This is a genomic window from Acidimicrobiales bacterium, from assembly GCA_022452145.1.
Taxonomy (GTDB): Bacteria; Actinomycetota; Acidimicrobiia; order Acidimicrobiales; family MedAcidi-G1; genus UBA9410.
Genome location: JAKURY010000009.1, coordinates 13,863 through 36,471 on the forward strand (window position 1 = coordinate 13,863; position 22,609 = coordinate 36,471).

Sequence of the window (22,609 nt, forward strand, 5' to 3'; positions counted from 1 at the left end):
CGGACCTGGCAGGTTGCCCCCGGATGGCTGCTTTGGTCGTTCACTTTGTTGGTCTCCAAGACCACCCGCCTCCACCCTCAGCCCATAGTCGGTGCAAGCCGACTGAGGGCAGCCCGACCGGCCTCCGGCACGGGCCGACTTCAGGCCCGTCGGTACGCTGAGCCCATGAACCGGATCCGACTGGCGCTGGTGCAGATCGGCACCGTCGTGGGTGACCTGGCGGGCAACGTGGAACGAGTCAGGCGTCGGCTCGACGAGGTCGACGACTGCGACCTTGCGCTGTTCCCGGAGATGACGGTGACCGGCTATCCGCTCGAGGACCTGGTCCACAAGCCCGGCTTCGTGGCCGACAGCCGGGCAGCGGTCGCCGAAATCGCCGCTGCGAGCGGTCGTTGCGCGCTGGTGGTCGGATTCGCCGATCCCGGGCCCGACGGGCTGGTCCACAATGCGGTGGCCGTCTGCCACCGAGGTCGGATCGTCGGCACCTACCACAAGGAGTGCCTGCCCACCTACGACGTGTTCGACGAAGGCCGGGATTACGAACCCGGTTCGGGCCCTCTCCGGTTGTTCCGGGTGGGCGGCGTGCGGGTGGGGGTCGCCATCTGTGAGGACCTCTGGGTCGTCGGAGGTCCGATCGAGCGCCTGGTCGACGGTGGTGCCGAGCTGCTCGTGACGGTGAACGGCTCGCCGTTCCACCGGGGGAAGCAGGCGGCCCGGGAGTCAGTGGTGACAGCCACGGCGACCTCGTCGGGTCGCCCGGTGGCATACCTGAACCTCGTCGGTGGACAGGACCAACTGGTATTCGACGGCGGATCGATGGTGGCCGACCCGTCAGGGCTGGTTGTCGGTCGAGCTCCACGGTTTCGGGAGGCCGTGGTCATCCTCGACGTGGACGTTCCGACGGTGGAGGCGGGCGACGACGACCTTCCGGTGGTGGAGGTGTCCGGGGCAGTGGAACGCGACGACCACCTCATGGCGCCGCCCTTGCTGCCGCTGGACGAGGTGGCAGAGCTCTACGAGGCCCTGGTGACCGCGACGCGTGACTACGTCCGCAAGAGCGGCTTCAGCGACGTCTGCCTCGGCCTCTCGGGTGGGGTGGACTCGGCGCTGGTGGCCACCATCGCCGCCGACGCCCTCGGTCCGGAGCACGTCCACGCCGTGTTGATGCCGTCCAGGTACTCGAGCGGCCACTCGGTATCCGATGCCGAGGCCCTGGTCGCCGCGCAGGGACTAGACGTGACCACCCTGCACATCGAAGACGTCCACATGGCGTTCGCCGGAACCCTGGCGGTGACGCCAGACGGTGAGCCGGCCGGGCTGACCGACGAGAACCTGCAGTCCCGGATCCGCGGGGTCCTGCTGATGGCCCGCTCCAACGCCAACGGCTGGCTGGTACTGACCACCGGGAACAAGAGCGAGTCGGCTGTCGGCTACACCACGCTCTACGGCGACACCGCCGGTGCCTATGCCGTGATCAAGGACGTGTACAAGACCCAGGTGTACGAGCTCTGTCGCTGGCGCAATGCCGGTGAGCCGGGCTGTGACGGCCGCCCCGTGATTCCCGACGGGATCCTCTCGAAGCCGCCATCGGCCGAGCTCCGGCCTGACCAGCGCGACGATCAGAGCCTGCCGCCCTACGAAATCCTGGATCCCCTGCTGGAGGCCTACGTCGAGGGTGATCGGACCAGGGCCGAGCTCATCGCCGACGGTCACGACCCCGACCTCGTAGACCGGGTCGTACGGCTGGTGGACGGCGCGGAGTTCAAGCGTCGACAGACCCCGGTGGGCCCGAAGGTAACCGTCAAGGGGTTCGGCCGGGATCGCCGTATGCCCATCGTCAACCACTACCGGGGTTGAGGCGTCCAGATGGGAGATGGCCGGGTGTCGGATCCCGTGACCACCGTCGAAGGAGCGGGCGAGTTCATCGTGTTGGCCGAGCTCTCGACGGCCCTGTCCGGCCGGTTGGCCGGGTGGTCGACCGATGGCGCCGATCCCGACACGTCCGCGACCATGGCTTCGCTGGCCGCCAGGTTGGGTGAGCACGCCGGCTGGTGGATGGACCGGACACCCGAGTCGGCGCTCCTCGAGGGCGAGCGGACGGCGGCGTCAGGTGCCGGCCGGCTAACCGACATCCTTGCGCTCCTCGACGTTCCACCGTCGGACCGGCGATCGGCGGTGGCCCCGGTGCTGGATCGCCTGGTGGCGTATCTGGGCGTCTTGTCCGAACGCCTATCACCGGTCGGTGACGCACCCGCGCTCCGGACCATCCGGCTGGTGTTGGCCGACCTCGAGGACCGTCCCCGTTGACCGGTGCGCCCCACGGTCGACTACCGGGACATCGGTGACTCGTGGGGGACGTTCCGCCATGATTCGTGACAACGGTCACGTTTCCACGTTGTGGTCCTGAGGGCTGTGGATAGGGTGACCGCCGATCGGGAGAGTGGGCAGCACCGTCGAGGTGGGCCGGCTCATCCGGTCGGATGATCGGACAGAGCGAACGATTCGGTGAGCACCAGCGAGACCGGTGCTCCCCCGGCTGGAGGAGATCGAGCGTGGCCAAGGAACGGGTCGAACGGGACGAGGAAGACCTCGTCAGGCTGTATCTCACCGACATCGGGCAGTACCCGCTCCTGACCAAGGAGGGCGAGGTCCGACTCGCCCAGCAGATCGAGGCCGGGGTCGAGGCCCGCACCGCGCTGGCCGAGAAGGACGACTCCCTCGCACCGGCCCGTCGACGTGAGCTGAAGCGGAACCTCAAGCGGGGCGAGGACGCCCAGCGCACGTTCGTCCAGTCGAACCTCCGCTTGGTGGTGTCTATAGCCAAGAAGTACCAGGCATCGGGCCTGCCGCTGCTAGACCTCATCCAGGAGGGCAACCTCGGCCTGATGCACGCCGTAGAGAAGTTCGACTGGCGCAAGGGCTTCAAGTTCTCCACCTACGCCACCTGGTGGATCCGACAGGCCATCACCCGCGGCATCGCCAACACCGGCCGCACCATCCGCCTACCGGTCCACGCCGGCGACACGTTGGCGCGCCTGCAGAAGGCCCGCTCCCGCCTGGAGTTGAAATTGGGTCGGCAGGCCACGCTCGCCGAACTCTCCGCCGAGGTGGAGATGCCGGAGGAGAAGGTGACAGAGGCACTCCGCTTCGCAGCCGAGCCTCTCTCCCTGAGCGAACCGCTGAGGGAGGACGGCGACGCCGAACTCGGTGATGTGGTCCCGGACCACCACGCCGAGTCGCCGTTCGAGGAGGCGGTCACCTCCCTGCTCCCCGAGGAGATAAGCCGGCTTCTGGCCCCGCTGGACACCCGCGAGCGCGAGATCCTCAAGTTGCGATTCGGATTGGACCGCGGTGAGCCCCGGACCCTCGAGGAGGTCGGGGAGCACTTCAACCTGACCCGTGAGCGCATCCGCCAGATCGAGGCCCGTGCCATGTCGAAGCTCCGCCATCCGAGCAGTGACACGGGCGCCCGTGACCTGCTGGCCGTCTAGGTCTCCGGGCCCGCGACCTGACTTCCGGGCCGGCTGATCGGTAGCCCCGCTCCGGTCCCACGGTCCGGAAAGGATCCGACTGCAGTGCACCGGTTCGCCGGTCGGTGCCCGTGCCTCGACTGGCGGAGGTGGACGGGAATCGAACCCGCCGGACGGGGATCGCCCGTCCCACCCGCTTTGAAGGCGGGGGAGCCCACCAGGTACTCAGACACCTCCACCGGTGACGGTACGGGTGGAGGCCCTCGAACACCACTCCGGGCATCTCGCCCGGTGTCGCCCGCGGCATCCCGGCCGTAACATGTGGTCCATGAAGAAGCTCGTGATGTTCAGTGCCCTGGCCGCACTGGTGGCCGTGGCGGTCCGGAAGGTCCGCTCGATCTAGCCCCGCCGGGCCCGACGACGGAGTCGTCGGATGCCGGCCACCGCGCCCAGGACGATTCCGGCGGTGAGAGCGCTGGCCGCGATCCAGTTCCGGTCGATCGGGACCCGGTCGCCCAGCGGGACCGGGTTGTCGAACTCCAGGATCAGCCATCCCCTCTTCTCCGCTTCGCGGCGTAGGTCCCGGTCCGGGTTCACGGCTACCGGGTGGCCCACCAACTCGAGCATCGGCAGGTCGGTTGCCGAATCGGTGTACGCCCATGACCCCGTGAGGTCCAGTCCCAGCTCGTGGGCGAGGCGGAGGATGGCCTCTGCCTTGCCCGGGCCGTGTGCGTAGAACTCAACCTCCCCGGTGTAACGACCCTCGGCGTCGATCATCGGAGTGGTGGCCACATACTCGTCGACCCCGAGGTGGTCGGCCAGCGGGGCAACGATCTCCACCGGGGACGCCGACACGAGGACGAGGAGCCGACCCTCAGCACGATGGTGGGCGAATAGGTCGAGTGCCTCGTCGTAGACGATCGGCTCGATCACCTCGGCCAGGTGGTCGCGGGCGAACCGTCGCAGGCCCTCCTGCTCCCAGCCGGCCGCCAGGCGCAGCGCCGTACGGCGGGCACGGTCCATGGTGGCCTCGTCGGCGCCGAAGAAGCGGAAGAGCAGCTGGCCCCAGGCCGCCCGGAGCACCATGGGCGCACTGAGGTAGCCGGCACGACGGAGGGCGGGCCCGTAGGCGGCCATGGAGGCACGGGCTATGACCGTCTTGTCGAGGTCAAAGAATGCTGCCTCCACCTGGCCGAGCCTAGGGCGGGCCGAGGTGGCCGACCGGTACGGGTGTCGGACCGCACCACCGTGCTCGTCCACCATGCCGCCCGGGAGGGGGCCCGGGTCGCTGCCGTGGGCGGGTCGACCCGTCAGGTGGAGGACACGGTTGTGGGATCCAGCGGGCTCCGGCTTCCGGGCATCGACGTCGAGCGCGTGGTGGCGGGCGAGGTGGTCACCGTGACCGTGCGGCACCTGGCCCGGACAGATGTGCCGCTCATCGGCATGCTGCTGCCGGACGTGGTGCTGTCGGCCACCGTCTCGATGCGGCGCGAGCGCAGGGGCGGCTGGCAACGACGTCCGGGTGGTACGACGGTCGTCTACCGTTGGGATGGTCGTAACAGTCGGCGGCGGGAGATCAGGTGCAACTTGACGTCCACCGCTATCCACGCGACAACTGCGTGGTTCTGGTCGTCCTCGGCGACCTGGACCTTGCCGGCGCCCCACGGCTCCGGCAGTCGGTGGTGGCCGAGACCGCCACCGGTACCCGCCACCTGGTGCTGGACCTGACGGCGGTCGACTTCATCGACTCCACCGGCCTGGGCGTGGTGGTCGGTTCCCTGAGACGCCTCAGGGCCCACGACGCAGAACTCTCGGTGGTCTGTCCCGAGCAGCGGATCCGTCGCGTCTTCGAGATGTGCGACCTCGACCGGGTGTTCACGCTCCATGCCACCGTCGCCGATGCCGTGGCCGATCGGGAGTCGGTGTGAAAGGCGGCACCAGCCCGAAGGGGGCTGTCGAGCTTCTCGTGCCCCCACGGTCCGAGTACCTGCAGCTGGTACGGGCGATCGTCGGGGCGACCGCCGCCCTGGAGGACGGCCTGCACTCCGGTCGGGTCGCTGACCTCCGCCTGGTCGCGTCCGAGGCGGTCGCGAATGCCATCGTGGCCCAGGGATCGATTCTCGCCGCAGATCCGATCCTCGTGCGGTGCGAGTTGGCCGGTGACCGGATCGTCGTGGAGGTCACCGACCATGGCCCGGGATTCGACCTGACCGCCGTCCCCGAACTCCCGGAGGTCGAGACACCGGAGCGCCTCCGCCACGAGTCGGGTCTTGGGGTGTCGCTCATGCATCGGCTCTCCGACACCGCCGAGGTGGAGAGTGGGCCCGGGGGCACGCTGGTGAGGCTCGTGATCGCCGTCGGGAACGCCTGAGACCAGCCACCGTCGGACGGTTCCGGGTGGTCGCCCGTACTGTCATCCGGTGGCATGGGGTGGGGCGACCACTACGGTTTCCCCCGGCCGAACCCACCAGTGGACGGGACCGATGGCAGGCAGGCAACCGACGACAGACCTCACGTGGCTGGGCAGCAACCGGCCCCTGGCACGCGCCATCGGCCGGCCCATGGTGCGCTTCCTCGACATTGAGGCGTCTGGTGGAATCCTGCTGATGGTGGCCACCTTGGTGGCGCTGGTGTGGGCCAACTCGCCCTGGTCGGGGTCCTACTACGACTTCTGGCACACCGAGGTCCACCTGGCGTTCGGCGACGTGGTGTCACTCGACCAGGACGGGCACTCGCTCACCCTGGTGGGGTTCGTGAACGACGTCCTGATGGCCGTCTTCTTCTTCGTGGTTGGCCTCGAGATCAAGAGGGAGATGGTCACCGGCGAACTCCGGCGACCACGGGCCGCCATGCTCCCGATCGCCGCGGCCCTCGGCGGCATGGTGGTACCCGCCCTAATCTTCCTGGCGTTCAACCGATCGGGTGCGGCCTCGACCGGCTGGGGAATCCCGATGGCCACCGACATCGCCTTCGCCGTGGGCGTGGTCTCGCTGCTGGGTCGGCGGGTGCCGACCTCGCTCAAGGTCTTCCTCCTGAGCCTGGCTATCGTCGATGACATCGGCGCCATCCTGGTGATCGCCGTCTTCTACACCTCTGACCTCGCCATGGACTGGCTGTTCCTGGGTGTGGCGACCACGGTGGCCGTGGCGACGCTGACCCGGTTGAAGGTCTGGTACACCCCCTTCTACATCCTGCTCGGATCGGTTCTCTGGTACGCCATGTTCAGGTCGGGGGTCCACACAACCATCGCCGGCGTGGCCATGGGCCTCCTGGCTCCGGCGAGGCCCCTGCTGGACAGGGCCGTGATGCCGCCGATCGAATTTGACCAGTTGGATGCCGAGGACCTGCGGGAGGCGAAGTTCCGCCTCAACGAGTCGGTCTCGGTGGCCTCCCGCCTGGAGCACCGGCTCCATCCCGTGACCGGTTTCGTGATCATCCCGGTGTTCGCCCTGGCCAACGCGGGAGTCGACATCAGCTGGGAGTCGCTCTCCAATGCCATGACCTCGGGCATCACCCTGGGCGTCGCCTTCGGCCTGGTGGTCGGCAAGGTCGTCGGAGTGTCGTCCTTCAGCTTTCTGGCGCTGCGCCTCGGCCTGGCCGTCTTACCGGCCGGGACGACCCGTCGGCACCTCGTCGGCATCTCGGCCATCGCCGGCATCGGGTTCACCGTCTCGCTGTTCGTCACCGGCCTGGCCTTCGATGCCGTCGCCCTCCAGAACGAGGCAAAGGTGGGCATCCTGGGAGCCTCCATTGTGGCGGCGGTGGTCGGCGTGATGATCCTTCTGGGAGCCCGGCCCGTGGTCGCCGAGGGCGACGGTGGGGGCACGGCGACGGTCGACGCAACCGGTCAGGAGCCGCTGGCATGACCAGGGCCCTCGTCATCGTCGAGTCTCCTGCCAAGGCCAAGACCATCGCCGGCTATCTGGGCGACGGATTCGTCGTGGAGTCATCGATCGGCCACGTCCGCGACCTCCCCCAGCGGGCCTCCGATGTACCCGAGGGCCAGCGGGGCGCTCCGTGGGCCAAGTTGGGCATCGACATCGACAACGGCTTCGCGCCGTACTACGTGGTGAACAGCGACAAGAAGGAGCAGATCGCCCGGCTGCGCCGCCTCCTGAAGGAGGCCGACGAGCTGTACCTGGCCACGGATGAGGACCGGGAGGGGGAGGCCATCGCCTGGCACCTGCTGGAGCTCCTGAAGCCGACGGTGCCGGTGAAGAGGATGGTCTTCCACGAGATCACCCTGACGGCCATCACCGAGGCCCTCTCCCACACCCGTGAGGTGGACCGCAACCTCGTTGACGCCCAGGAGACCCGACGGATTCTCGACCGGCTCTACGGTTACGAACTGTCCCCGGTCCTGTGGCGCATGATCGGCAAGGGCCTGTCAGCCGGTCGGGTGCAGAGCGTGGCCACCCGGATCGTGGTGGAGCGGGAGCGGGAGCGGATGGCGTTCCTGGCTGCCGGCTACTGGGACCTGACGGCGACGGTCACGACCGCTGACGCCGGGTCGTTCACCACCCGTCTTGTCGCCGTCGACGGCACGCGGGTGGCGTCGGGTCGGGACTTCGGCGATGACGGCCGACCCACCCGCGACGACATGCTGGTGCTGGACGAGGCCGCGGCGGGCGCTCTCACCGCCGGCCTGGTCGGGCGCCGTCTGACGGTGGCGGGGGTCGAGCCGAAGCCCTATCGACGACGGCCTGCCGCACCCTTCACCACCTCGACCTTCCAGCAGGAGGCGGGCCGCAAATTGCGGATGTCGTCCTCGCTGGCCATGCACGCCGCCCAGGGTCTCTACCAGAAGGGCTATATCACCTACATGCGGACCGACAGCACCACGCTGTCGGACACGGCCGTGTCAGCCGCCCGGGCCGTGGCCCGTGAACGGTTCGGTGCCGACCACCTCCCGGACACCCCACGGACGTATGCCAACAAGGTGCGCAACGCCCAGGAGGCCCACGAGGCGATCCGGCCGGCCGGCGACCGGTTCCGCCATCCTGACGATGTGGCCGGCGAGGTGCCGACCAGCGAGGCCCGGGTCTACGAGATGATCTGGCAGCGCACCGTGGCATCCCAGATGACCGACGTCGTGGGAGAGACGGTCCGGGTCACCCTCGCCGGTCCGGTGGGCCCAGAGGGTGCCGGCGTCGGGGGGGCGGTCACCTTTTCGGCCAGCGGCACGGTGATCAGCCATCACGGGTTCCGCCGGGTCTACCGGGAGGACGTCGACGATCCGGAGGAGGGCGACGACGAGAGGGTGCTTCCGGCGCTACAGGTGGGGGCGACGGTCGACGTGGCCGAGGTGCTACCGGACGGCCACACGACCCAGCCGCCGGCCCGCTTCACCGAGGCCTCGCTGGTCAAGCGGATGGAGGAGTTCGGGGTGGGTCGGCCATCGACGTACGCCTCGATCATGGAGACCATCCAGCGCAACTACGTCTTCAAGAAGGGCTCGGCGCTCGTGCCGACGCTCAGTGCCTTCGCCGTGACCACCCTGCTCGAGCTCCACTTCCCCCGACTCGTGGACTACGACTTCACCGCCGCCATGGAGGAGGACCTCGACCAGATAGCCAACGGCCGAGCGGAGCGCGTGCCGTGGCTCGAAGCCTTCTACTTCGGGTCCGAGGACGACATCGGCCTGCATGCCAAGGTCACGACCCGGCTGGGCGACATCGACCCCCGCGGGGTCAGCACGGTAGAGCTCGGTGTCACGGACGACGGTGAGCTCGTGGTGGCCCGTTTCGGAAAGTTCGGACCGTACGTACAGGTGGGGGAGGACACCGCCTCGATCCCTGATGACGTGCCGCTCGACGAGCTGTCGGTCGCCCGGGCCCTCGGGTACCTGGACGCGCCGACCGATCGGGAGTTGGGGACCGACCCGGAGACCGGCCTGGTGGTCATAGCCCGCTCGGGTCGGTTCGGGCCCTACGTGTCGCTGGGCAGGCTCCCCGACCGTCCGAAGCCCGGGTCCCCCGAGGGTCGGCTCATGTTGGTCCCGCGGAACCGCAGGGAGGTCAAGGTGGCGCTGGCGTACCTCCGCCTGGCGGCCGGGCGACTCGACTGGGCGGCAGCGAAGCAGGTGTTGAATGTCCCCAAGCGGGGAATCGGCAAGGGGGCCGTCGAACGTCTGGCCGTCGCGGTGGAGGACGGGGCGGCGCCTCTGGACGCCCTTCGCCGGGCCGACGAGCTCGGGATCACCGGAAGGCCGTTGGCCGGCGTGCGGGCCTTCGTGGAGTTGGCCGACGACCTGGCGGTCGGGTCGGACGTCGCGCCCGACGAGGTGCTTCGTGGAGCGTTGCTGGCGTCGGGATTCCTGGCCGAGGTTCGCGACGGTGAGGGCTCCGACGCCCGACTGGCCAACCTGGACGTGCTGTTCGAGGCGGCCGGGAGCTTCGCCGACGCAGATGCGCTTCTGGACGAGCTGGATCGGCAGGCCGACGCCGACGAGGCGCCCCGCCCGAGGACGGCCTCGCTCTTCCAGACGATGACCCTGGAGCGGATCACCTTCGAGGATGCCATGCAGCTCCTCAGCCTTCCGCGGGTGGTCGGGGTGGATCCGACCGACGGCATGGAGATAACAGTGCAGAACGGGCGCTTCGGGCCGTACCTCAGGAAGGGCTCCGACAGCCGCAGCCTGGAGTCCGAGGAGCAGCTGCTCACCATCACCCTCGACGGCTGCCTGGCCGTCCTGGCCCAGCCCAAGCGTCGTGGCAGGACGGTGGCGAGGCCACCGCTCCGGGAACTTGGGGTGGATCCGGCATCGGGCCGCACGATGATCCTCAAGGACGGCAACTGGGGTCCGTACGTGACCGACGGTGAACACAACGCGTCCTTGAAGCGGGGGGACTCGGTCGAGGAGCTAACCGACGAGCGAGCCGCCGAGTTGCTGGCCGAGCGGCGGATGAAGGGGCCAGCCCGGAAGCGTCGGTAATTTTTGGGGGTGGTGCCCTTGGTGGGGGTGGTGCCCTTGGTGGGGGTGGCGGGTGCCGCCATCGGGGCGGGTGCCGCCCTCCCGTAGAGTGGCGGGGTGAGCGGATCGACCGGACGAGACTCGGCCGACAGTCGGGAGGATCCGGTTCCCGGCGACGAGTTCACGCCGTTCCGGATCCTCGGACGTCCCTCGGTTCTGCGGTCCCGGCTGTTCAGCACCCCGGCCTTCTACCGCCTCTGGCTGGCCCAGGTGGTCTCGGCCACCGGTGACTGGTTGGGCCTGCTGGCCATCTCCATCCTCGCCATCCGGCTCGGCTCCGGGAACGAGGGTGCCGCCCTGAGCCTGGTGCTGGCCGCCCGAATCGTGCCCGGCTTCTTCTTCGGGCCGGTGGCAGGCGTGTTCGTGGACCGATGGGACCGCAAGAAGACGATGGTGACCTGCGACATGGGCAGGGCCATGGTCATGCTGGCCCTCCCGTTCGTCGACACCCTGTTCGGGCTGTTCCTCGCCTCGCTGCTCCTGGAGGCGTTCACCATGCTGTGGGGCCCGGCAAAGGAGGCATCGGTGCCACACGTGGTCCCCGTCGAGTCGCTGGCCTCCGCCAACTCGTTGTCGTTGGTAGCCGCCTACGGGACCTTCCCGCTGGGTGCCGGGCTGATGGCCCTCTTCGGACGGTTGTCGACGGCCCTGTTCGACTCGTCGTGGGCCGACAACGTGCGCCTCGACGACATGGGGCTGGCGTTCTACGCAAACGCCCTGTCATTCCTCGTGACCGGCTACCTGATCTTCACCCTCGACCTCCCGAAGCGCCCCAGGGTCGAACGTGACCTGGCGAAGGGCCGCCGGGCCGTCCTGGCCCACCCGATCGATGAACTGCGCGAGGGCTGGCGCTTCGTCTTCGTCAACCCGGTGGTGCGCACCGTCAACATGGGCATGGCCACCGGGCTCATCGGAGGCGGCATGCTGGTTCCCCTGGGCGCTATCTATGCCGACGAGGTGCTGGGTGCGGGCAGGTCGGGTCTCGGGGTGCTGATCACCGCCCTGGGGCTCGGAGTGGCGGGCGGCGTGGCGCTCGTCTCGTGGCTCCAGCGACGGCTCGACAAGGCGCGGACGTTCACCTGGTCGTTGGTGGGTGCCGGTGTGTTCCTGGCCCTGGCCGCGTCCATTAGCCAGGTCCACCTCTCCACGACGATGGTGTTCGGCATCGGGATCTGTGCCGGGTCGGTCTACGTGCTCGGCTTCACCCTGCTCCACGAGAACGTCGACGACCAGTTGCGGGGCCGGATCTTCTCCACGTTCTACGTGCTGGTCCGGGCCTGCGTCCTGCTGGCCCTGGTGGTCGGACCCCTGATGGAGGACCTGCTGGACCGGCTTTCCAGCGCGCTGTGGGATCGTCACGTGGAGGTGTTCGGGGTGGCGGTGGACGTGCCGGGGGTGCGTCTCACGCTGTGGTTGGCATCCCTGATCATCCTTGCCTCCGGGGCGGTGGCCATCGCCTCGCTGCGGGCCGGTGAGCTCGGCTACCGATCGTCTGACCCGGACCGGGAGCAGGCGCCGTGACCGGACGCTTCATCGCCGTGGAGGGAGCAGACGGCACGGGCAAGAGCACGCAGGCCCGGTTGCTGGCAGAGCGGCTGGGGGCGGTGTTCACCCGGGAGCCGGGCGGGACGCCGCTCGGGGAGCGTATCCGGGCCCTAGTCCTGGACCCTTCCGGAGATTCTCCGGTGGACCGGGCCGAGGCCCTGCTGATGGCCGCAGCGAGGGCCCAGCACGTGGCCGAGGTGGTGGGACCGGCGCTGGCCGCCGGCCGGGACGTGGTGTCTGACCGGTACGTGGCGTCATCGGTCGCCTATCAGGGCTACGGCCGCGGGCTGGGAGCCGAGGCGGTCGCCGAGGTGAACCGCTTCGCCACCGACGACCTGCAGCCCGACCTGGTCGTCCTGATCCTGGTGGACGCACCGGTGGCGGGTCGACGCCTGGGCGATGACCTGGACCGGATCGAGCAGGCCGGCGATGGCCTCCAGGCAACGGTGGTGGCCGCCTATCGGGAGATGGCCGCCGCCGATCCCGACAGGTGGCTCGTAGTGGACGGCAACGGCCCTGTAGACGAGGTGGCCGCCAGGGTGGCCGCCGCCGTCGAGGAGCGATTGGGATGACGGGTCCACGGTGACTGGCTCCCGATGACCGGTCCCCGATGAACGACGACGCCCTCTGGGCGACGGTCGTCGGACAGGCCGCCGCGATCTCGCTCCTGCGGGCCTCCGTGGTCGCTCCGGTCCACGCCTTCCTGTTCGTGGGCCCACCCGGTGCCGGCAGGGAAGAGGCAGCCCGGGCCTTCGCCGGAGCGCTCTTCGCCGGGAGCGAATCGGCCGACGGTCCGGAGCCCGAGGCAGCCACGCGACACCGCCGGCTGGCCGTCGCCGGCCAGCATCCCGACCTCGTTCACGTGGAGCCCGACGGTCGCGCCCTCCTGGTGGCCGATACCGAGAGGATCACGGTCGAGGGTTGGCGGTCGCCGGTCGAGGCCGACCGCAAGGTGATCGTGGTGGATCGCTTTGACACGGCAGAGCCCGAGGCGGCGGCCAGCCTTCTCAAGACCATCGAGGAGCCGCCGGCCACGACGACCTTCGTGCTGTTGGCGGAGGAGGTTCCAGCAGAGCACGTGACCATTGCATCGCGCTGCTTCCGAGTGGACTTCCCGCCGCTGGCCGACGACGTGGTGGTCGCCGCCATGGTTGCCGACGGGATCGACGTGGACCGCGCGGCGGTGCTGGCGGAGGCGGCGGCGGGGAGTCTGAGCCGGGCCCGCCTGCTGGTCGACGATCCGGCCCTGCACGGTCGGCGGAACGCCTGGCATTCGGTGCCGTCCCGCCTGGACGGCAGCGGGGCGGCGGTGGCCGTACTGGTCGAGGAGCTCCGGGCCATGATCGATGACGCCCAGGCCCCCCTGGTGGCCCGCCACGAGGTCGAGCTGGAGGCGCTGGCCGAACGCGAGGAGGCGTTCGGAACTCGGGGGTCGGGCAGGCGCGAGTTGGTGGACCGTCAGCGACGCGAGGTGCGTCGCCTGCGTGACGACGAGCTCCGGTTCGGGCTGGCCACCATCAGCCGCGTCTACCGGGACACGGCTCGGGCGGCCAGCGAGGCTGGCCAGCCGGTGGACTCCGCCATGGACGCCACGGCCCGCATCACCGGAGCCACCGGCGAGCTGGTCCGCAACCCCAACGAGACCCTCCTGCTCCAGGCACTCCTCCTGGACCTGCCGACAGCCGGTTGAGCCGCCGGCGGACCTGCGGCGCTGGGCCACGCCCCGTCCACGGGGACGGTGCCCCCCATCGGGTCTACTCGGGGGTCACGTAGGCGGCGGTCAGGCCGCCGTCCACCGAGAAGTCGGTCCCGGTCACGTAGGAGGACTCGTCCGAGGCTAGCCAGAGGGCGGCACGCGCTATCTCACCGGCCTCCCCGAATCGGCCCATCGGCACGTGTACCAGGCGCCGCTGTCGCTTCTCCTCGGTGTCCAGGAACGACATCAGGAGCTCTGTGCGGAGCGGTCCCGGGCACAGGGCGTTGACCCGGATGCCCTCCCGGGCGTGGATCACGGCCAGTTCCCGCGTCATGGCCAGTACGCCGCCCTTGGATGCCGTGTAGGCCAGCTGGGGGGTGGCCGCCCCCACGAGGGCCACGAAGCTGGCCGTGTTGATGACGCTGCCCCCGCCGGAACGACGCAGTGCCGGAATGCCGTGGCGGCAGCCGAACCAGACGCCCTTGAGGTTTACAGCCATGGTCAGGTCCCAGACCGCCTCCTCGGTGGTCTGGGCGTCGCCGTCCCCCGGATGCATGATTCCGGCGTTGTTGAACAGGACGTCGAGACGACCGAACGCCTCCTCGGTGTCGGCGATCGCCCTAGCCACCTCAGCCTCGACGGCCACGTCGGCGGTGAGTGCGATGGCCTCGCCACCGGCGTCGGCGATCTCTCCCACGACCTGCACCGTCCCGTCGGCGTCCAGGTCAACCGCTGCCACCCGGGCGCCCTCGGCGGCGAAGAGAATGGCGCTCTCCCGGCCGATCCCCGATGCGGCGCCGGTTATGAAGGCCACCTTCCCGGCCAGCCGGCCACCGAGTGGGCCATCGGTCGTCATCGCGTACAGATCCCGGGACCAGGTCCTCCGCAGGGGTCGTGGGAGCAGGATGTGCGTACGGGCAGGCTCATGGCTGCGAGCCTGCCACACCGGCCCGGCGGATCGCCGACCGCCGTCGTGGCTGACGCCCTCCGGCTCTGAAAGGCTTGGGCATGGCCGATGCTGCTGCGGCGCAGACCGGGACCACCATCGTGAGGGGCGCCTGCCACCACGACTGTCCGGACACCTGTGCCTGGGAGGTGACGGTCGAGGGGGGGCGGGCCGTCCGACTCCGTGGAGCGGTCGACCATCCGTTCACCGCCGGCGAGCTGTGCCCGAAGGTGAATAGGTACCTCGACCGGGTGTACCACCCCGACCGGATCCTGCGACCTCTGCGTCGGGTGCCGGGACCGCGCGGGGGCGAGCCCCGGTTCGAGCCGGTGTCATGGGACGATGCGATCGCGGAGGTGGCCTCCCGGTTGACAGCGGCCATCGACCGCCATGGGCCTGAGACCGTGCTCCCCTACTCCTTCGCCGGCACCCAGGGCCTGGTCCAGATGGGGGTCATGTCCCAGCGCTTCTTCGATGCCCTGGGCGCCACCCGCGTGCACCGCCACCTGTGTGGGGTGACGGCATGGCTGGGGGCGGCCGACGTGCACGGGCTCCCACTGGGCATGGACCCCGAGGACCTCCGGCACTCCCGGACGATCCTGTTGTGGGGCACCAACACCCTGGTCACCAACCGGCACCTGTGGCCCACGATCGAGGCGGCCAGGGCCGACGGCGCCGTGGTTGTGGTGGTGGACCCCGTCAGGACCACGACTGCGGAGCGGGTCGACCACCACGTGCAGCTGCGGCCGGGGACAGACGTGGCCCTGGTCCTCGGCATGCTCCACGTCATCGACCGGGACGGCCTGGTGGACCGGGCGTTCCTGGACGACCACACCACGGGTTCCGACGAGCTCCTCGCCGATGCCCGACGGGTCGACCTGGACGCCACGGCCGCCACCACCGGAATCGACGTGGCCACCATCGAGTGGCTGGCCACCACCTTCGCCACCGGGCGGCCGGCGGCCGTCCGGGTCCTCGTCGGCCTCGAGCACCGGCAGCACGGCCAGGAGGCCCACCGGGCGCTGGCCATGCTGCCCGCCGTCACAGGTGCCTGGAGGGAGAGGGGCGGCGGTCTCTGCCGCTCCACCCAGCAGTACTTCGACCAGGTGCTGGTCGACCCGGTGCCACGGCGGACCGGGACGGTACAGCCGCGGGTGGTCAACATGGCCGCGCTGGGCGAGGTGCTGACCGATCCGGACCTGGATCCGCCGATCACGGTCCTGATCGTCCACAACTGCAACCCGGCGACCATCACCCCGGACCAGAATCCGGTGCTGGCAGGGCTGGCCCGCGACGACCTGTTCACGGTGGTCATGGAGCAGGCGATGACCGACACGGCCCGCCATGCCGACCTGGTGCTCCCGGCCACCACCCAGGTGGAGCACCTGGACCTGATGAACGCCTGGGGCCACATGTACCTGTCGTTGAACCGACCGGCCATCGCTCCTGTGGGCGAGGCGCTGCCCAACACCGAGGTGTTCCGCCGGTTGGCCGTCGCCATGGGCCTCGACGCGCCGGGCCTTGCGGACGACGACGAGACCATGGTCCGCCAGCTGCTGGACTCGGACCACCCATGGCTGGACGGCATCGACCTGGAGCGCCTGGACGCCGAGGGGTGGGTCCGCCTGAACGTCCCCGACGGCTTCATCCCGCCCATGGACGGGGCCACCGCGACGGCCGACGGCCGCCTAGCCCTGGGCCCACTGGAGTACCGGCCCGGAGACGAGACACCCGACGGCGACGCCCGACTGGTGGCCCGGTACCCCCTGGGCCTGCTCACCCGCAAGCAGCACGTCAGGTTCCTGAACAGCCACTACGGCGGGTTCGCAGACCACCTCCCGGCCGAAGGGGAGCCCAGGCTGGACGTCCACCCGGACGACGCCGACCCCCGTGGCATCGTCGACGGCGACAGGGTCCGAGTCTTCAACGACCGTGGATCGGTCGAGCTGCGGGCGGCGGTGGTCGACCGGGTACAGCCCGGGCTGGTGACCATGCCGTTCGGGTGGTGGTCGACCACGACATCGGACGGTCGCGGGGCCAACGTCTTGACCAACCCCCGTCCGGGTCGCAACATCGGCTCGGCAGCCTTCCACGACACCCTGGTCCAGGTGGAACCGGTCGGGCCGTCATCGTGACCGTTCGGGCTGCTCGAACCCGACGGCGGGCCGGTCTGTGACCACCACGGTCACCATCACGGGAACGGGTACGCCGATCCCCACGCCGGACCGCGCCGGGCCCGGGGTGCTCGTCACCCATCGGTCAGATGGCCGGCCACTGGACCTGCTGATCGACGCGGGGAGGTCCACGGTGATGCGCCTGCTGGGTGCCGGATCCGATCCCGGGCGACTCGACGCGGTCTTCCTCACGCACCACCATTCCGACCACCTCGTCGGCCTGGACGACGTGCTCCTCACCCGATGGGTGATGGACCGGGAGAGGAACCTCCCCACGCTTCCGGTCGTGGCGCCCGACGGACCCTGCATCCCCTTCGTGGACGGCCTGGCCGACCGGTGGGCCGACGACTTGGCGGTAAGGGCATCCCACTCCGGGCGCCGGGACGGCCCCTCGGTGGAGCCAGTCCCGTTCCCCTACCCGGGCGTTCCGACAGAGGTCTGGCGTGCTGACGGCGTTCGGGTGCTCGCCGGCCAGGTGCGCCACGAGCCGGTGCACCCGGCGGTCGGCTACCGGATCGAGACCCCGGATGGCGTCGTGGTCGTCTCCGGCGACACCCTGGTGTGTGACGAGGTGGCCGAACTGGCCACCGGAGCCGATGTGCTGGTCTACGAGGCCATGCGGTTCTCCGAGATCCGCAGCCTCCCGGAACGCCGTCGGTTCATCCTCGACTACCACGCCGACACGGTGGCCATCGGCCGCCAGGCCCAGGGCCTGGGCATTCCCCGACTGGTGCTCACCCACCTCATCCCGCCTCCGGGGTCGGTGGCCGCCGAACGGGCCTTCGAGGACGATGTCCGGTCCGGTGGCTACACGGGTGACGTGGTAGTGGCGCGGGACCTGACTGCGGTCACCCTTCCCTGAGCTGGCCCCCGCCGCCCGGCCTGCGGTAGTGCCTCCTGGTCAGTCGGGGACCACCACGGTCCGGCGCCCGGACGTCGGGGCGGCGAACCAGGCGGGTACCTCGGATAGGCCGATGGTCCCGCCGACGAACTCGTCTAACGGCAGCTCACCGCTCCGATAGAGGTCGAGCAGTTCGGGCACGCCGACCCGGGGCTCGGTATCCCCGTAGATCGATGCCGTGATGGTGGCCCGCTTGAGAAACAGCTGGGGTAGGGCGATGGGCAGGTGGTCGACCGGTCGGGGCGAACCGACCTGGACCACCGTCCCCCCGACGCCCAGGCAGCGGAAGGCCAGGGCCAGCACGTCGTGGTGGCCTGCCGCCTCGATGGCCACGTCCAGCCCCTCCCCGTCGGTGGCCCTCCGGATGGTGGTAGCGACGTCGTCGTCGGGGTCCAGGCAGAGGTCGGCGCCCAGCCGTCCGGCCAGGGCCCGCTGGTCGGGGTCGGGATCGATGGCCACCACGGTGGCTGCCCCCGCCCTGGAGGCGGCTACCACGGCAGCTGTTCCCACCCCGCCGCAGCCGAACACCGCCACGTGGTCACCGGTCTCCACGGCGGCCGTTCGGACGACCGATCCGTAGCCGGTCATCACACCGCACCCGACGATGCTGGTCGGGACGGGATCCAGGTCGTCGCCGACGGGGACGCACTGGCCGACGTGGACCAGGGCGTGACTTGCCATGCCGCCGATGCCGAACGCCCGGGCCAGGACCGCCTCGTCGGCGTCGACGGGAGCTGTGTCCGCGTGGACCGGTCGGAGGCAGAACGCCGGTCCCTGTCGTCGGCAGGGCCGACAGGTACCGCACGGGTTCCGCCACGCCAGCAGGACCCGCTGGCCGACCACCAGATCGACGCCGGGCCCGGTGGCCTCGATCCTGCCCACCGTCTCGTGTCCGAGGATCAACGGCGGCTGCTCGGGGATGCCGCCGTGGATGGCCAGCACGTCGCTGTGGCAGATCCCACACGCCTCCATGGCCACCCGGACCTCGCCGGGTCCCGGCGGGCCGAGGTCCACGTCGACGATCTGGACCGGTCCGTTCCGCTCCCGGACGACGGCCGCCCGTGTCCGGAGGACGCCGGCCGGGCCGGTCACCAACTGAACTCCAGGACGATCTTGCCCACGTGGGTGTCGGCTGTCATGGCCTCGGCGGCCCCAGTCAGGTCGTCGGCGGGCAGCACCCGGTCGACAATGGGCACGACGGTGCCGTCGGCCAGCAGGGGGAGGACGTCACGACCCGCCGACTGGATAACCGTGGCCGCCTCCTCCTGGCTCCGGGTCCGGAAGGTGGTCCCGACGAGGGTCAGGCGCTTCCTGGCCAGCTCGTCGAGGTTGACCTTGTCGATGACCCCTCCGACCCGGCCGACCGACACGATCCGTCCCCCGAGGGCCGCCGTGTCCACGCTGGCCCGGAGGGTGCCGGCGCCCACCACGTCGATGGTGACGTCCACGCCGTCCGGAGCCACGGCCAGCACCTCATCGGTGAAGCCGTCCGACGGGCCGACGATGCCCGCAGTCGGGGCGAGGCCCAGGTCGGTGAGGCGGGCCAGCTTGTCGGTGCTGCGCGAGACGGCCAGGACGGACCCGGCGCCCAGGTGGGGTGCCAGTAGCAGGGTGGCCACCCCGATCCCCGACGAGGCGCCGTTGACCAGCACCGTCTCCCCGGCCGACAGGCGCCCTGCGGTCACCAGAGCGTCGTGGACGGTGACGAAGTTGATGGGGACGGCAGCCGCCGTGGTCAGGTCCAGGGAGTCGGGAACGGGCAGCACTCGCCCGGCCGACACGACCAGTCGCCGACGGAAGGCGCTGTAGGTGAAGGCCATGGCCCGGTCGCCGACCTTCCAGCCATCGACGCCCTTGCCCACCGCCGTCACCCGCCCGGACACCTCGCCGCCGGCCACCGTCGGCCGGGACGACCGGTCCGGTTCGGACAGCGAGCGGCCTACCCGGTAGGCGCCTGCCAGGGCGTACACGTCGCCCCGGTTGAGTCCGCCGGCCACCGTCTCGATCTCCAGGTGACCGGGACGGACTTCGTGGAGCGGAACGGTCGAACGCGAGGGACCGTCGGGCCCAACCACGATGGCCTCGGTCTGCTCCGGGATCCGATCAGCCATCGGTGGGGATCCGGAGCGTCCGGACGAACAGGGCGATGCCGCGGTAGTTGGCCACGGTGAAGATCAGGTCGTGGACCTGCTCTCGGCGGAGGTGGCGGGACAGGTCCTCCCACGTGTCGTCGCCAACGTCGCCGTCCCGGGCCAACTCGAGGGCCGCTGCCACCACCGACCGCTCGGCCCCCCTGAAGGGGGTCGGGTCGCCGGCGATGGCCGCCTCGACCTCGTCATGCCGTAGGCCGACCGCCGAGCCGATCTCCCGGTGGTGGTACAGCTCGTAGTCGCTGTTCTCAAAGCCGGCCGTGCAGAGGATGGCCAGTTCGCGGGCCCGGGCCTCCAGCGTCGACCGGTCGAGCAGGTGGGAGGCGAACGGCGCCCACTTTCGGAACAGCCACGGGTGGGCCACCATGCCCTTGAAGACGTTGGGGACCTCGCCGTCGGCGCCCCGGGGCAGGTGCCGGATCAACTCTGGGTCGATCTCCGCGGTCGCCGGGAGGTTGACCCGGGGCGTTCGGTCGGTGGTCATCAGATCGCCCGGTCGGCCTTCAGGCTGGTCGGGGGGCGGCGGCCGTGCCGCTGCCGTCGTCGAGGGCCGAGACCCGCCAGAGCTCCCGCCTCGCCGACCCGTAGTCGTGGACGGCGTAGTGCTGGCACGTCCGGTTGTCCCAGATGAGGACGTCGCCGGCCGCCCACCGGTGCCGGTAGACGAGGTCGGGCGTGGTGGCGTAGTCGAAAAGGGTCCGGAGGAGTCCCCGTCCCTCCTCGACGGTCATGCCCTCGAACCGGTCCACGTAGGCGGCGTTCACGTACAGGAATCGCCTTCCCGAGCGGGGGTGGATCCGGACCACGTCGTGTACACGGCGCGGGGCGTCGGCCGGGTCGGCCCCCATGATCCGGGCGAAGGCCGCCCCCGAGTGGACGGCCCGGAGGCCAGCCAGGAGGTCCTTCATCCGGTCGGAGAGGCCATCGTGGGCCCGGACCTGGTCGGCGAACATGGTGTCCCCACCACTGGGCGGGACCTCGACAGCGTTCAGCAGGCAGACGGTCAGCTCGTCGGCGAAGTAGGTGCTGTCGGCGTGCCATCGCTCGGTGATCCGCTGCTCCTTGCGCACGTCGGTCACGTGGATGATCTCGTCATGGTCGGGGTGGCGGAGGCCGTAGTCGGTGCGCTGGAGCGGGCCGAACAGCCGACCGACGGCCAACTGCTCCTCGGGCGACAGTAGCTGGTCCGGGAGGTGGAGCACCCCGTGAGCATCCAGCAGGTCGAGGACCTTCTCGGCTCCCCGTGCGTCGAGGCCGGCCAGGGCAAGGCCCTCGACCCGGGCGCCGAAGGTACCCGTGTCGGGATCGCCGGTCAGCGGGGTCACGGTAGGCACGACGGCGATGGTAGTGATGCACGGTCGGGCCCGCGAGGCCGCTGGTCGTGGGTCCGGAGTTAAACGTTCAGGAGTCGTGGAGGACGAACCGGATCCGCTTGAAACCCTTCCCCTTGGACTCCGTCTTGACGACCTCCAGGCGCCCGACCTGGCCGGTGGACGACACGTGGGTCCCGCCGTCGGCCTGCTTGTCCAGGCCGACGATGTCCACCACCCGGATCTCGTCCACCGACTCGGGGACCAGGTTCACCTTGGTCCGGATGAGCTCCCGGTCCAGCACCGCCTCGCCACGGGGGAGGAACGACACCTCGATGGGTCGGTCGGCGGCGATCTCGGCGTTGCAGAGGGCCTCCACCTCTGCGGCGAAGCCCTCCGGGAGTTGGTCCACCTCGAAGTCCATGCGTCCCGAGAGGGCGTCCATGTTGCCTCCGGTGACCACCCGCCTCCAGTTCTTCCACATCACGCCGCAGAGGACGTGCATGGCGGTGTGGGTGCGCATCATCTGGCGCCGTCGGGCGTCGTCCACCTCGCCTGTAACCGTCGTGGCGACCTCGGGTACCGGGCCTGCCAGCGTGTGGAGCACCCGTCCGTCGACGGTACGGACGTCCAGGACGGCGGCGGCCCCGGTGGCCCACACCAGGTGGCCGGTGTCATGCGGCTGGCCACCGCTGGTGGCGTAGAAGGCGGTCCGGTCCAGTTCCACGCGGTCGCCGTCGACGGCAACGACGGCGGCCTCGAACGAGCGCAAGTCGGCGTCTCGCAGGTACAGCCGGTCGGTCATGGCCCGGCCTCCTGGCGTGCTGGTCGCCCGCTCATGGCCCAGCCTCCCAGTCGGCCGGGCGGGTATCGCCGACGTCCACCCGCAACTCGCCCTCCACCACCTGCCAGGCCATCTGGTCGAGGCCCTCGCCGTCCGGCGGCCAGGTGACTTCCGGAGCGCACGAGTCCGTGAAGACCGAGGCCGTGCCGTCCCACTGGACAAGGCAACGGGCTTCACGCCCCGGGACCCGGGCCGAGAACGCGGCCCAGCCGAAGGCCGGGTCGTCGCCTGCATGGGTGATCCAGATCGGCCGGTCCCTGCCGGCCAGGTCGGGGAACGGGACCGGTCCGTTCCGGGCGATCTCGGTGGCGAGGTCGGCGGCGTGGATGCCGCGGAAGTCTGGGTCACCCAGCTTCACCTCGATGGCGTCAGTCGAGCCGGCCAGCCACAGCACCAGCATTAGGGCTCCCACGGCGGCGGCCAGCCCGGTCATCGTCACGGCGATGGCCCGCGGCACGTCGAGCCGCATTCCCCGGGCGACGGTCATGGCTTGCAGGCCCCTCTCGATCGTCGGCCGGTGGTGTGTCGGAAACCCGGGCCGTAGTTCGGTCCCACTGGGTCGGTCCCGGCGGGGTGCTGCCTAGTATCGCTCCGGTCCGG

20 protein-coding genes and 1 tRNA gene are annotated in these 22,609 nt (G+C 70.1%); 12 read left to right on the forward strand and 9 right to left on the reverse strand.

Annotation, left to right across the window (positions count from 1 at the left end):
* The first annotated feature begins 165 nt into the window (after window positions 1-165).
* From MK177_04695 to MK177_04705, 3 genes are all read left to right on the forward strand, one after another.
* Window positions 166-1,857 carry an NAD+ synthase gene (locus MK177_04695; GenBank protein ID MCH2426614.1) on the forward strand — a complete coding sequence of 564 codons (1,692 nt, stop codon included), beginning with the start codon at window positions 166-168 and terminating at the stop codon, window positions 1,855-1,857.
* A 36-nt stretch (window positions 1,858-1,893) separates the two neighbouring features.
* Complete coding sequence (locus tag MK177_04700; GenBank protein MCH2426615.1) at window positions 1,894-2,307, forward strand: hypothetical protein; 414 nt, start codon at window positions 1,894-1,896, stop codon at window positions 2,305-2,307.
* Between the two features lie 245 nt (window positions 2,308-2,552).
* The gene (locus MK177_04705) at window positions 2,553-3,491 is read left to right on the forward strand and encodes a sigma-70 family RNA polymerase sigma factor (GenBank protein MCH2426616.1); all 939 of its coding nucleotides are present in this window, start codon (window positions 2,553-2,555) and stop codon (window positions 3,489-3,491) included.
* Between the two features lie 120 nt (window positions 3,492-3,611).
* On the opposite strand, the gene MK177_04710 is transcribed toward MK177_04705, so the two are convergent.
* Window positions 3,612-3,707, reverse strand: a tRNA-Sec gene (locus MK177_04710).
* Between the two features lie 162 nt (window positions 3,708-3,869).
* Complete coding sequence (locus MK177_04715) at window positions 3,870-4,658, reverse strand: HAD-IB family hydrolase (protein ID MCH2426617.1); 789 nt, start codon at window positions 4,656-4,658, stop codon at window positions 3,870-3,872.
* 392 nt (window positions 4,659-5,050) lie between these two features.
* Between MK177_04715 and MK177_04720 the strand changes: the two genes are divergently transcribed.
* The 7 genes from MK177_04720 to MK177_04750 all read left to right on the forward strand — a co-directional run bounded on the left by MK177_04720 (window position 5,051) and on the right by MK177_04750 (window position 13,678).
* Window positions 5,051-5,398 carry an STAS domain-containing protein gene (locus MK177_04720; protein MCH2426618.1) on the forward strand — a complete coding sequence of 116 codons (348 nt, stop codon included), beginning with the start codon at window positions 5,051-5,053 and terminating at the stop codon, window positions 5,396-5,398.
* A 38-nt stretch (window positions 5,399-5,436) separates the two neighbouring features.
* Entirely contained in the window at window positions 5,437-5,841 is a 405-nt protein-coding gene (locus MK177_04725; GenBank protein ID MCH2426619.1) for an ATP-binding protein, read from the forward strand.
* 112 nt (window positions 5,842-5,953) lie between these two features.
* Window positions 5,954-7,336, forward strand: coding sequence for a Na+/H+ antiporter NhaA (gene nhaA, locus MK177_04730; protein MCH2426620.1), 1,383 nt, complete (start codon window positions 5,954-5,956; stop codon window positions 7,334-7,336).
* Window positions 7,333-10,404 carry a type I DNA topoisomerase gene (gene topA, locus MK177_04735; protein ID MCH2426621.1) on the forward strand — a complete coding sequence of 1,024 codons (3,072 nt, stop codon included), beginning with the start codon at window positions 7,333-7,335 and terminating at the stop codon, window positions 10,402-10,404. The genes nhaA and topA overlap by 4 nt, the downstream gene beginning before the upstream one ends.
* 96 nt (window positions 10,405-10,500) lie before the next feature.
* The gene (locus MK177_04740) at window positions 10,501-11,964 is read left to right on the forward strand and encodes an MFS transporter (GenBank protein ID MCH2426622.1); all 1,464 of its coding nucleotides are present in this window, start codon (window positions 10,501-10,503) and stop codon (window positions 11,962-11,964) included.
* On the forward strand, window positions 11,961-12,560 hold the full coding sequence (tmk, locus tag MK177_04745) for a dTMP kinase (protein ID MCH2426623.1): 600 nt from the start codon (window positions 11,961-11,963) through the stop codon (window positions 12,558-12,560). The genes MK177_04740 and tmk overlap by 4 nt, the downstream gene beginning before the upstream one ends.
* 38 nt (window positions 12,561-12,598) lie before the next feature.
* Window positions 12,599-13,678, forward strand: a complete 1,080-nt coding sequence (locus MK177_04750) for a hypothetical protein (GenBank protein MCH2426624.1) — start codon at window positions 12,599-12,601, stop codon at window positions 13,676-13,678.
* A gap of 64 nt (window positions 13,679-13,742) precedes the next feature.
* On the opposite strand, the gene MK177_04755 is transcribed toward MK177_04750, so the two are convergent.
* Window positions 13,743-14,540, reverse strand: a complete 798-nt coding sequence (locus MK177_04755) for an SDR family oxidoreductase (GenBank protein MCH2426625.1) — start codon at window positions 14,538-14,540, stop codon at window positions 13,743-13,745.
* Window positions 14,541-14,692: 152 nt separating this feature from the next.
* On the opposite strand from MK177_04755, the gene MK177_04760 reads away from it, so the two are divergent.
* Both MK177_04760 and MK177_04765 read left to right on the forward strand, forming a co-directional pair.
* Window positions 14,693-16,765, forward strand: coding sequence for a molybdopterin-dependent oxidoreductase (locus MK177_04760; GenBank protein ID MCH2426626.1), 2,073 nt, complete (start codon window positions 14,693-14,695; stop codon window positions 16,763-16,765).
* Between the two features lie 37 nt (window positions 16,766-16,802).
* The gene (locus tag MK177_04765; protein ID MCH2426627.1) at window positions 16,803-17,666 is read left to right on the forward strand and encodes an MBL fold metallo-hydrolase; all 864 of its coding nucleotides are present in this window, start codon (window positions 16,803-16,805) and stop codon (window positions 17,664-17,666) included.
* Window positions 17,667-17,705: 39 nt separating this feature from the next.
* Here the strand turns inward: MK177_04765 and MK177_04770 are convergent, their stop codons facing one another.
* The 6 genes from MK177_04770 to MK177_04795 all read right to left on the reverse strand — a co-directional run bounded on the left by MK177_04770 (window position 17,706) and on the right by MK177_04795 (window position 22,496).
* Window positions 17,706-18,797 carry a zinc-binding dehydrogenase gene (locus MK177_04770; protein ID MCH2426628.1) on the reverse strand — a complete coding sequence of 364 codons (1,092 nt, stop codon included), beginning with the start codon at window positions 18,795-18,797 and terminating at the stop codon, window positions 17,706-17,708.
* Window positions 18,794-19,816 (reverse strand): zinc-binding dehydrogenase, encoded by a 1,023-nt coding sequence (locus tag MK177_04775; protein MCH2426629.1) that lies wholly within the window; start codon window positions 19,814-19,816, stop codon window positions 18,794-18,796. The genes MK177_04770 and MK177_04775 overlap by 4 nt, the downstream gene beginning before the upstream one ends.
* Window positions 19,809-20,339 (reverse strand): carboxymuconolactone decarboxylase family protein, encoded by a 531-nt coding sequence (locus tag MK177_04780; GenBank protein MCH2426630.1) that lies wholly within the window; start codon window positions 20,337-20,339, stop codon window positions 19,809-19,811. Before MK177_04780 ends, MK177_04775 begins: the two co-directional genes overlap by 8 nt.
* 19 nt (window positions 20,340-20,358) lie before the next feature.
* A complete protein-coding gene (locus MK177_04785; protein ID MCH2426631.1) occupies window positions 20,359-21,189 on the reverse strand; it encodes a TauD/TfdA family dioxygenase in 831 nt (276 codons plus the stop codon).
* A 67-nt stretch (window positions 21,190-21,256) separates the two neighbouring features.
* Window positions 21,257-21,970 (reverse strand): alanyl-tRNA editing protein, encoded by a 714-nt coding sequence (locus MK177_04790; GenBank protein ID MCH2426632.1) that lies wholly within the window; start codon window positions 21,968-21,970, stop codon window positions 21,257-21,259.
* Window positions 21,971-22,001: 31 nt separating this feature from the next.
* Window positions 22,002-22,496 carry a hypothetical protein gene (locus MK177_04795; GenBank protein MCH2426633.1) on the reverse strand — a complete coding sequence of 165 codons (495 nt, stop codon included), beginning with the start codon at window positions 22,494-22,496 and terminating at the stop codon, window positions 22,002-22,004.
* Window positions 22,497-22,609: the final 113 nt, after the last annotated feature.

Excerpts from the sequence above, each read along its gene's own strand:
- MK177_04695 (MCH2426614.1), top strand. The coding sequence starts at position 166 with ATGAACCGGATCCGACTGGCGCTGGTGCAGATCGGCACCGTCGTGGGT.
- nhaA (MCH2426620.1), top strand. The coding sequence starts at position 5,954 with ATGGCAGGCAGGCAACCGACGACAGACCTCACGTGGCTGGGCAGCAAC.
- topA (MCH2426621.1), top strand. The coding sequence starts at position 7,333 with ATGACCAGGGCCCTCGTCATCGTCGAGTCTCCTGCCAAGGCCAAGACC.
- MK177_04750 (MCH2426624.1), top strand. The coding sequence starts at position 12,599 with ATGAACGACGACGCCCTCTGGGCGACGGTCGTCGGACAGGCCGCCGCG.
- MK177_04755 (MCH2426625.1), bottom strand. The coding sequence starts at position 14,540 with ATGACGACCGATGGCCCACTCGGTGGCCGGCTGGCCGGGAAGGTGGCC.
- MK177_04760 (MCH2426626.1), top strand. The coding sequence starts at position 14,693 with ATGGCCGATGCTGCTGCGGCGCAGACCGGGACCACCATCGTGAGGGGC.
- MK177_04775 (MCH2426629.1), bottom strand. The coding sequence starts at position 19,816 with ATGGCTGATCGGATCCCGGAGCAGACCGAGGCCATCGTGGTTGGGCCC.
- MK177_04780 (MCH2426630.1), bottom strand. The coding sequence starts at position 20,339 with ATGACCACCGACCGAACGCCCCGGGTCAACCTCCCGGCGACCGCGGAG.
- MK177_04790 (MCH2426632.1), bottom strand. The coding sequence starts at position 21,970 with ATGACCGACCGGCTGTACCTGCGAGACGCCGACTTGCGCTCGTTCGAG.
- MK177_04795 (MCH2426633.1), bottom strand. The coding sequence starts at position 22,496 with ATGACCGTCGCCCGGGGAATGCGGCTCGACGTGCCGCGGGCCATCGCC.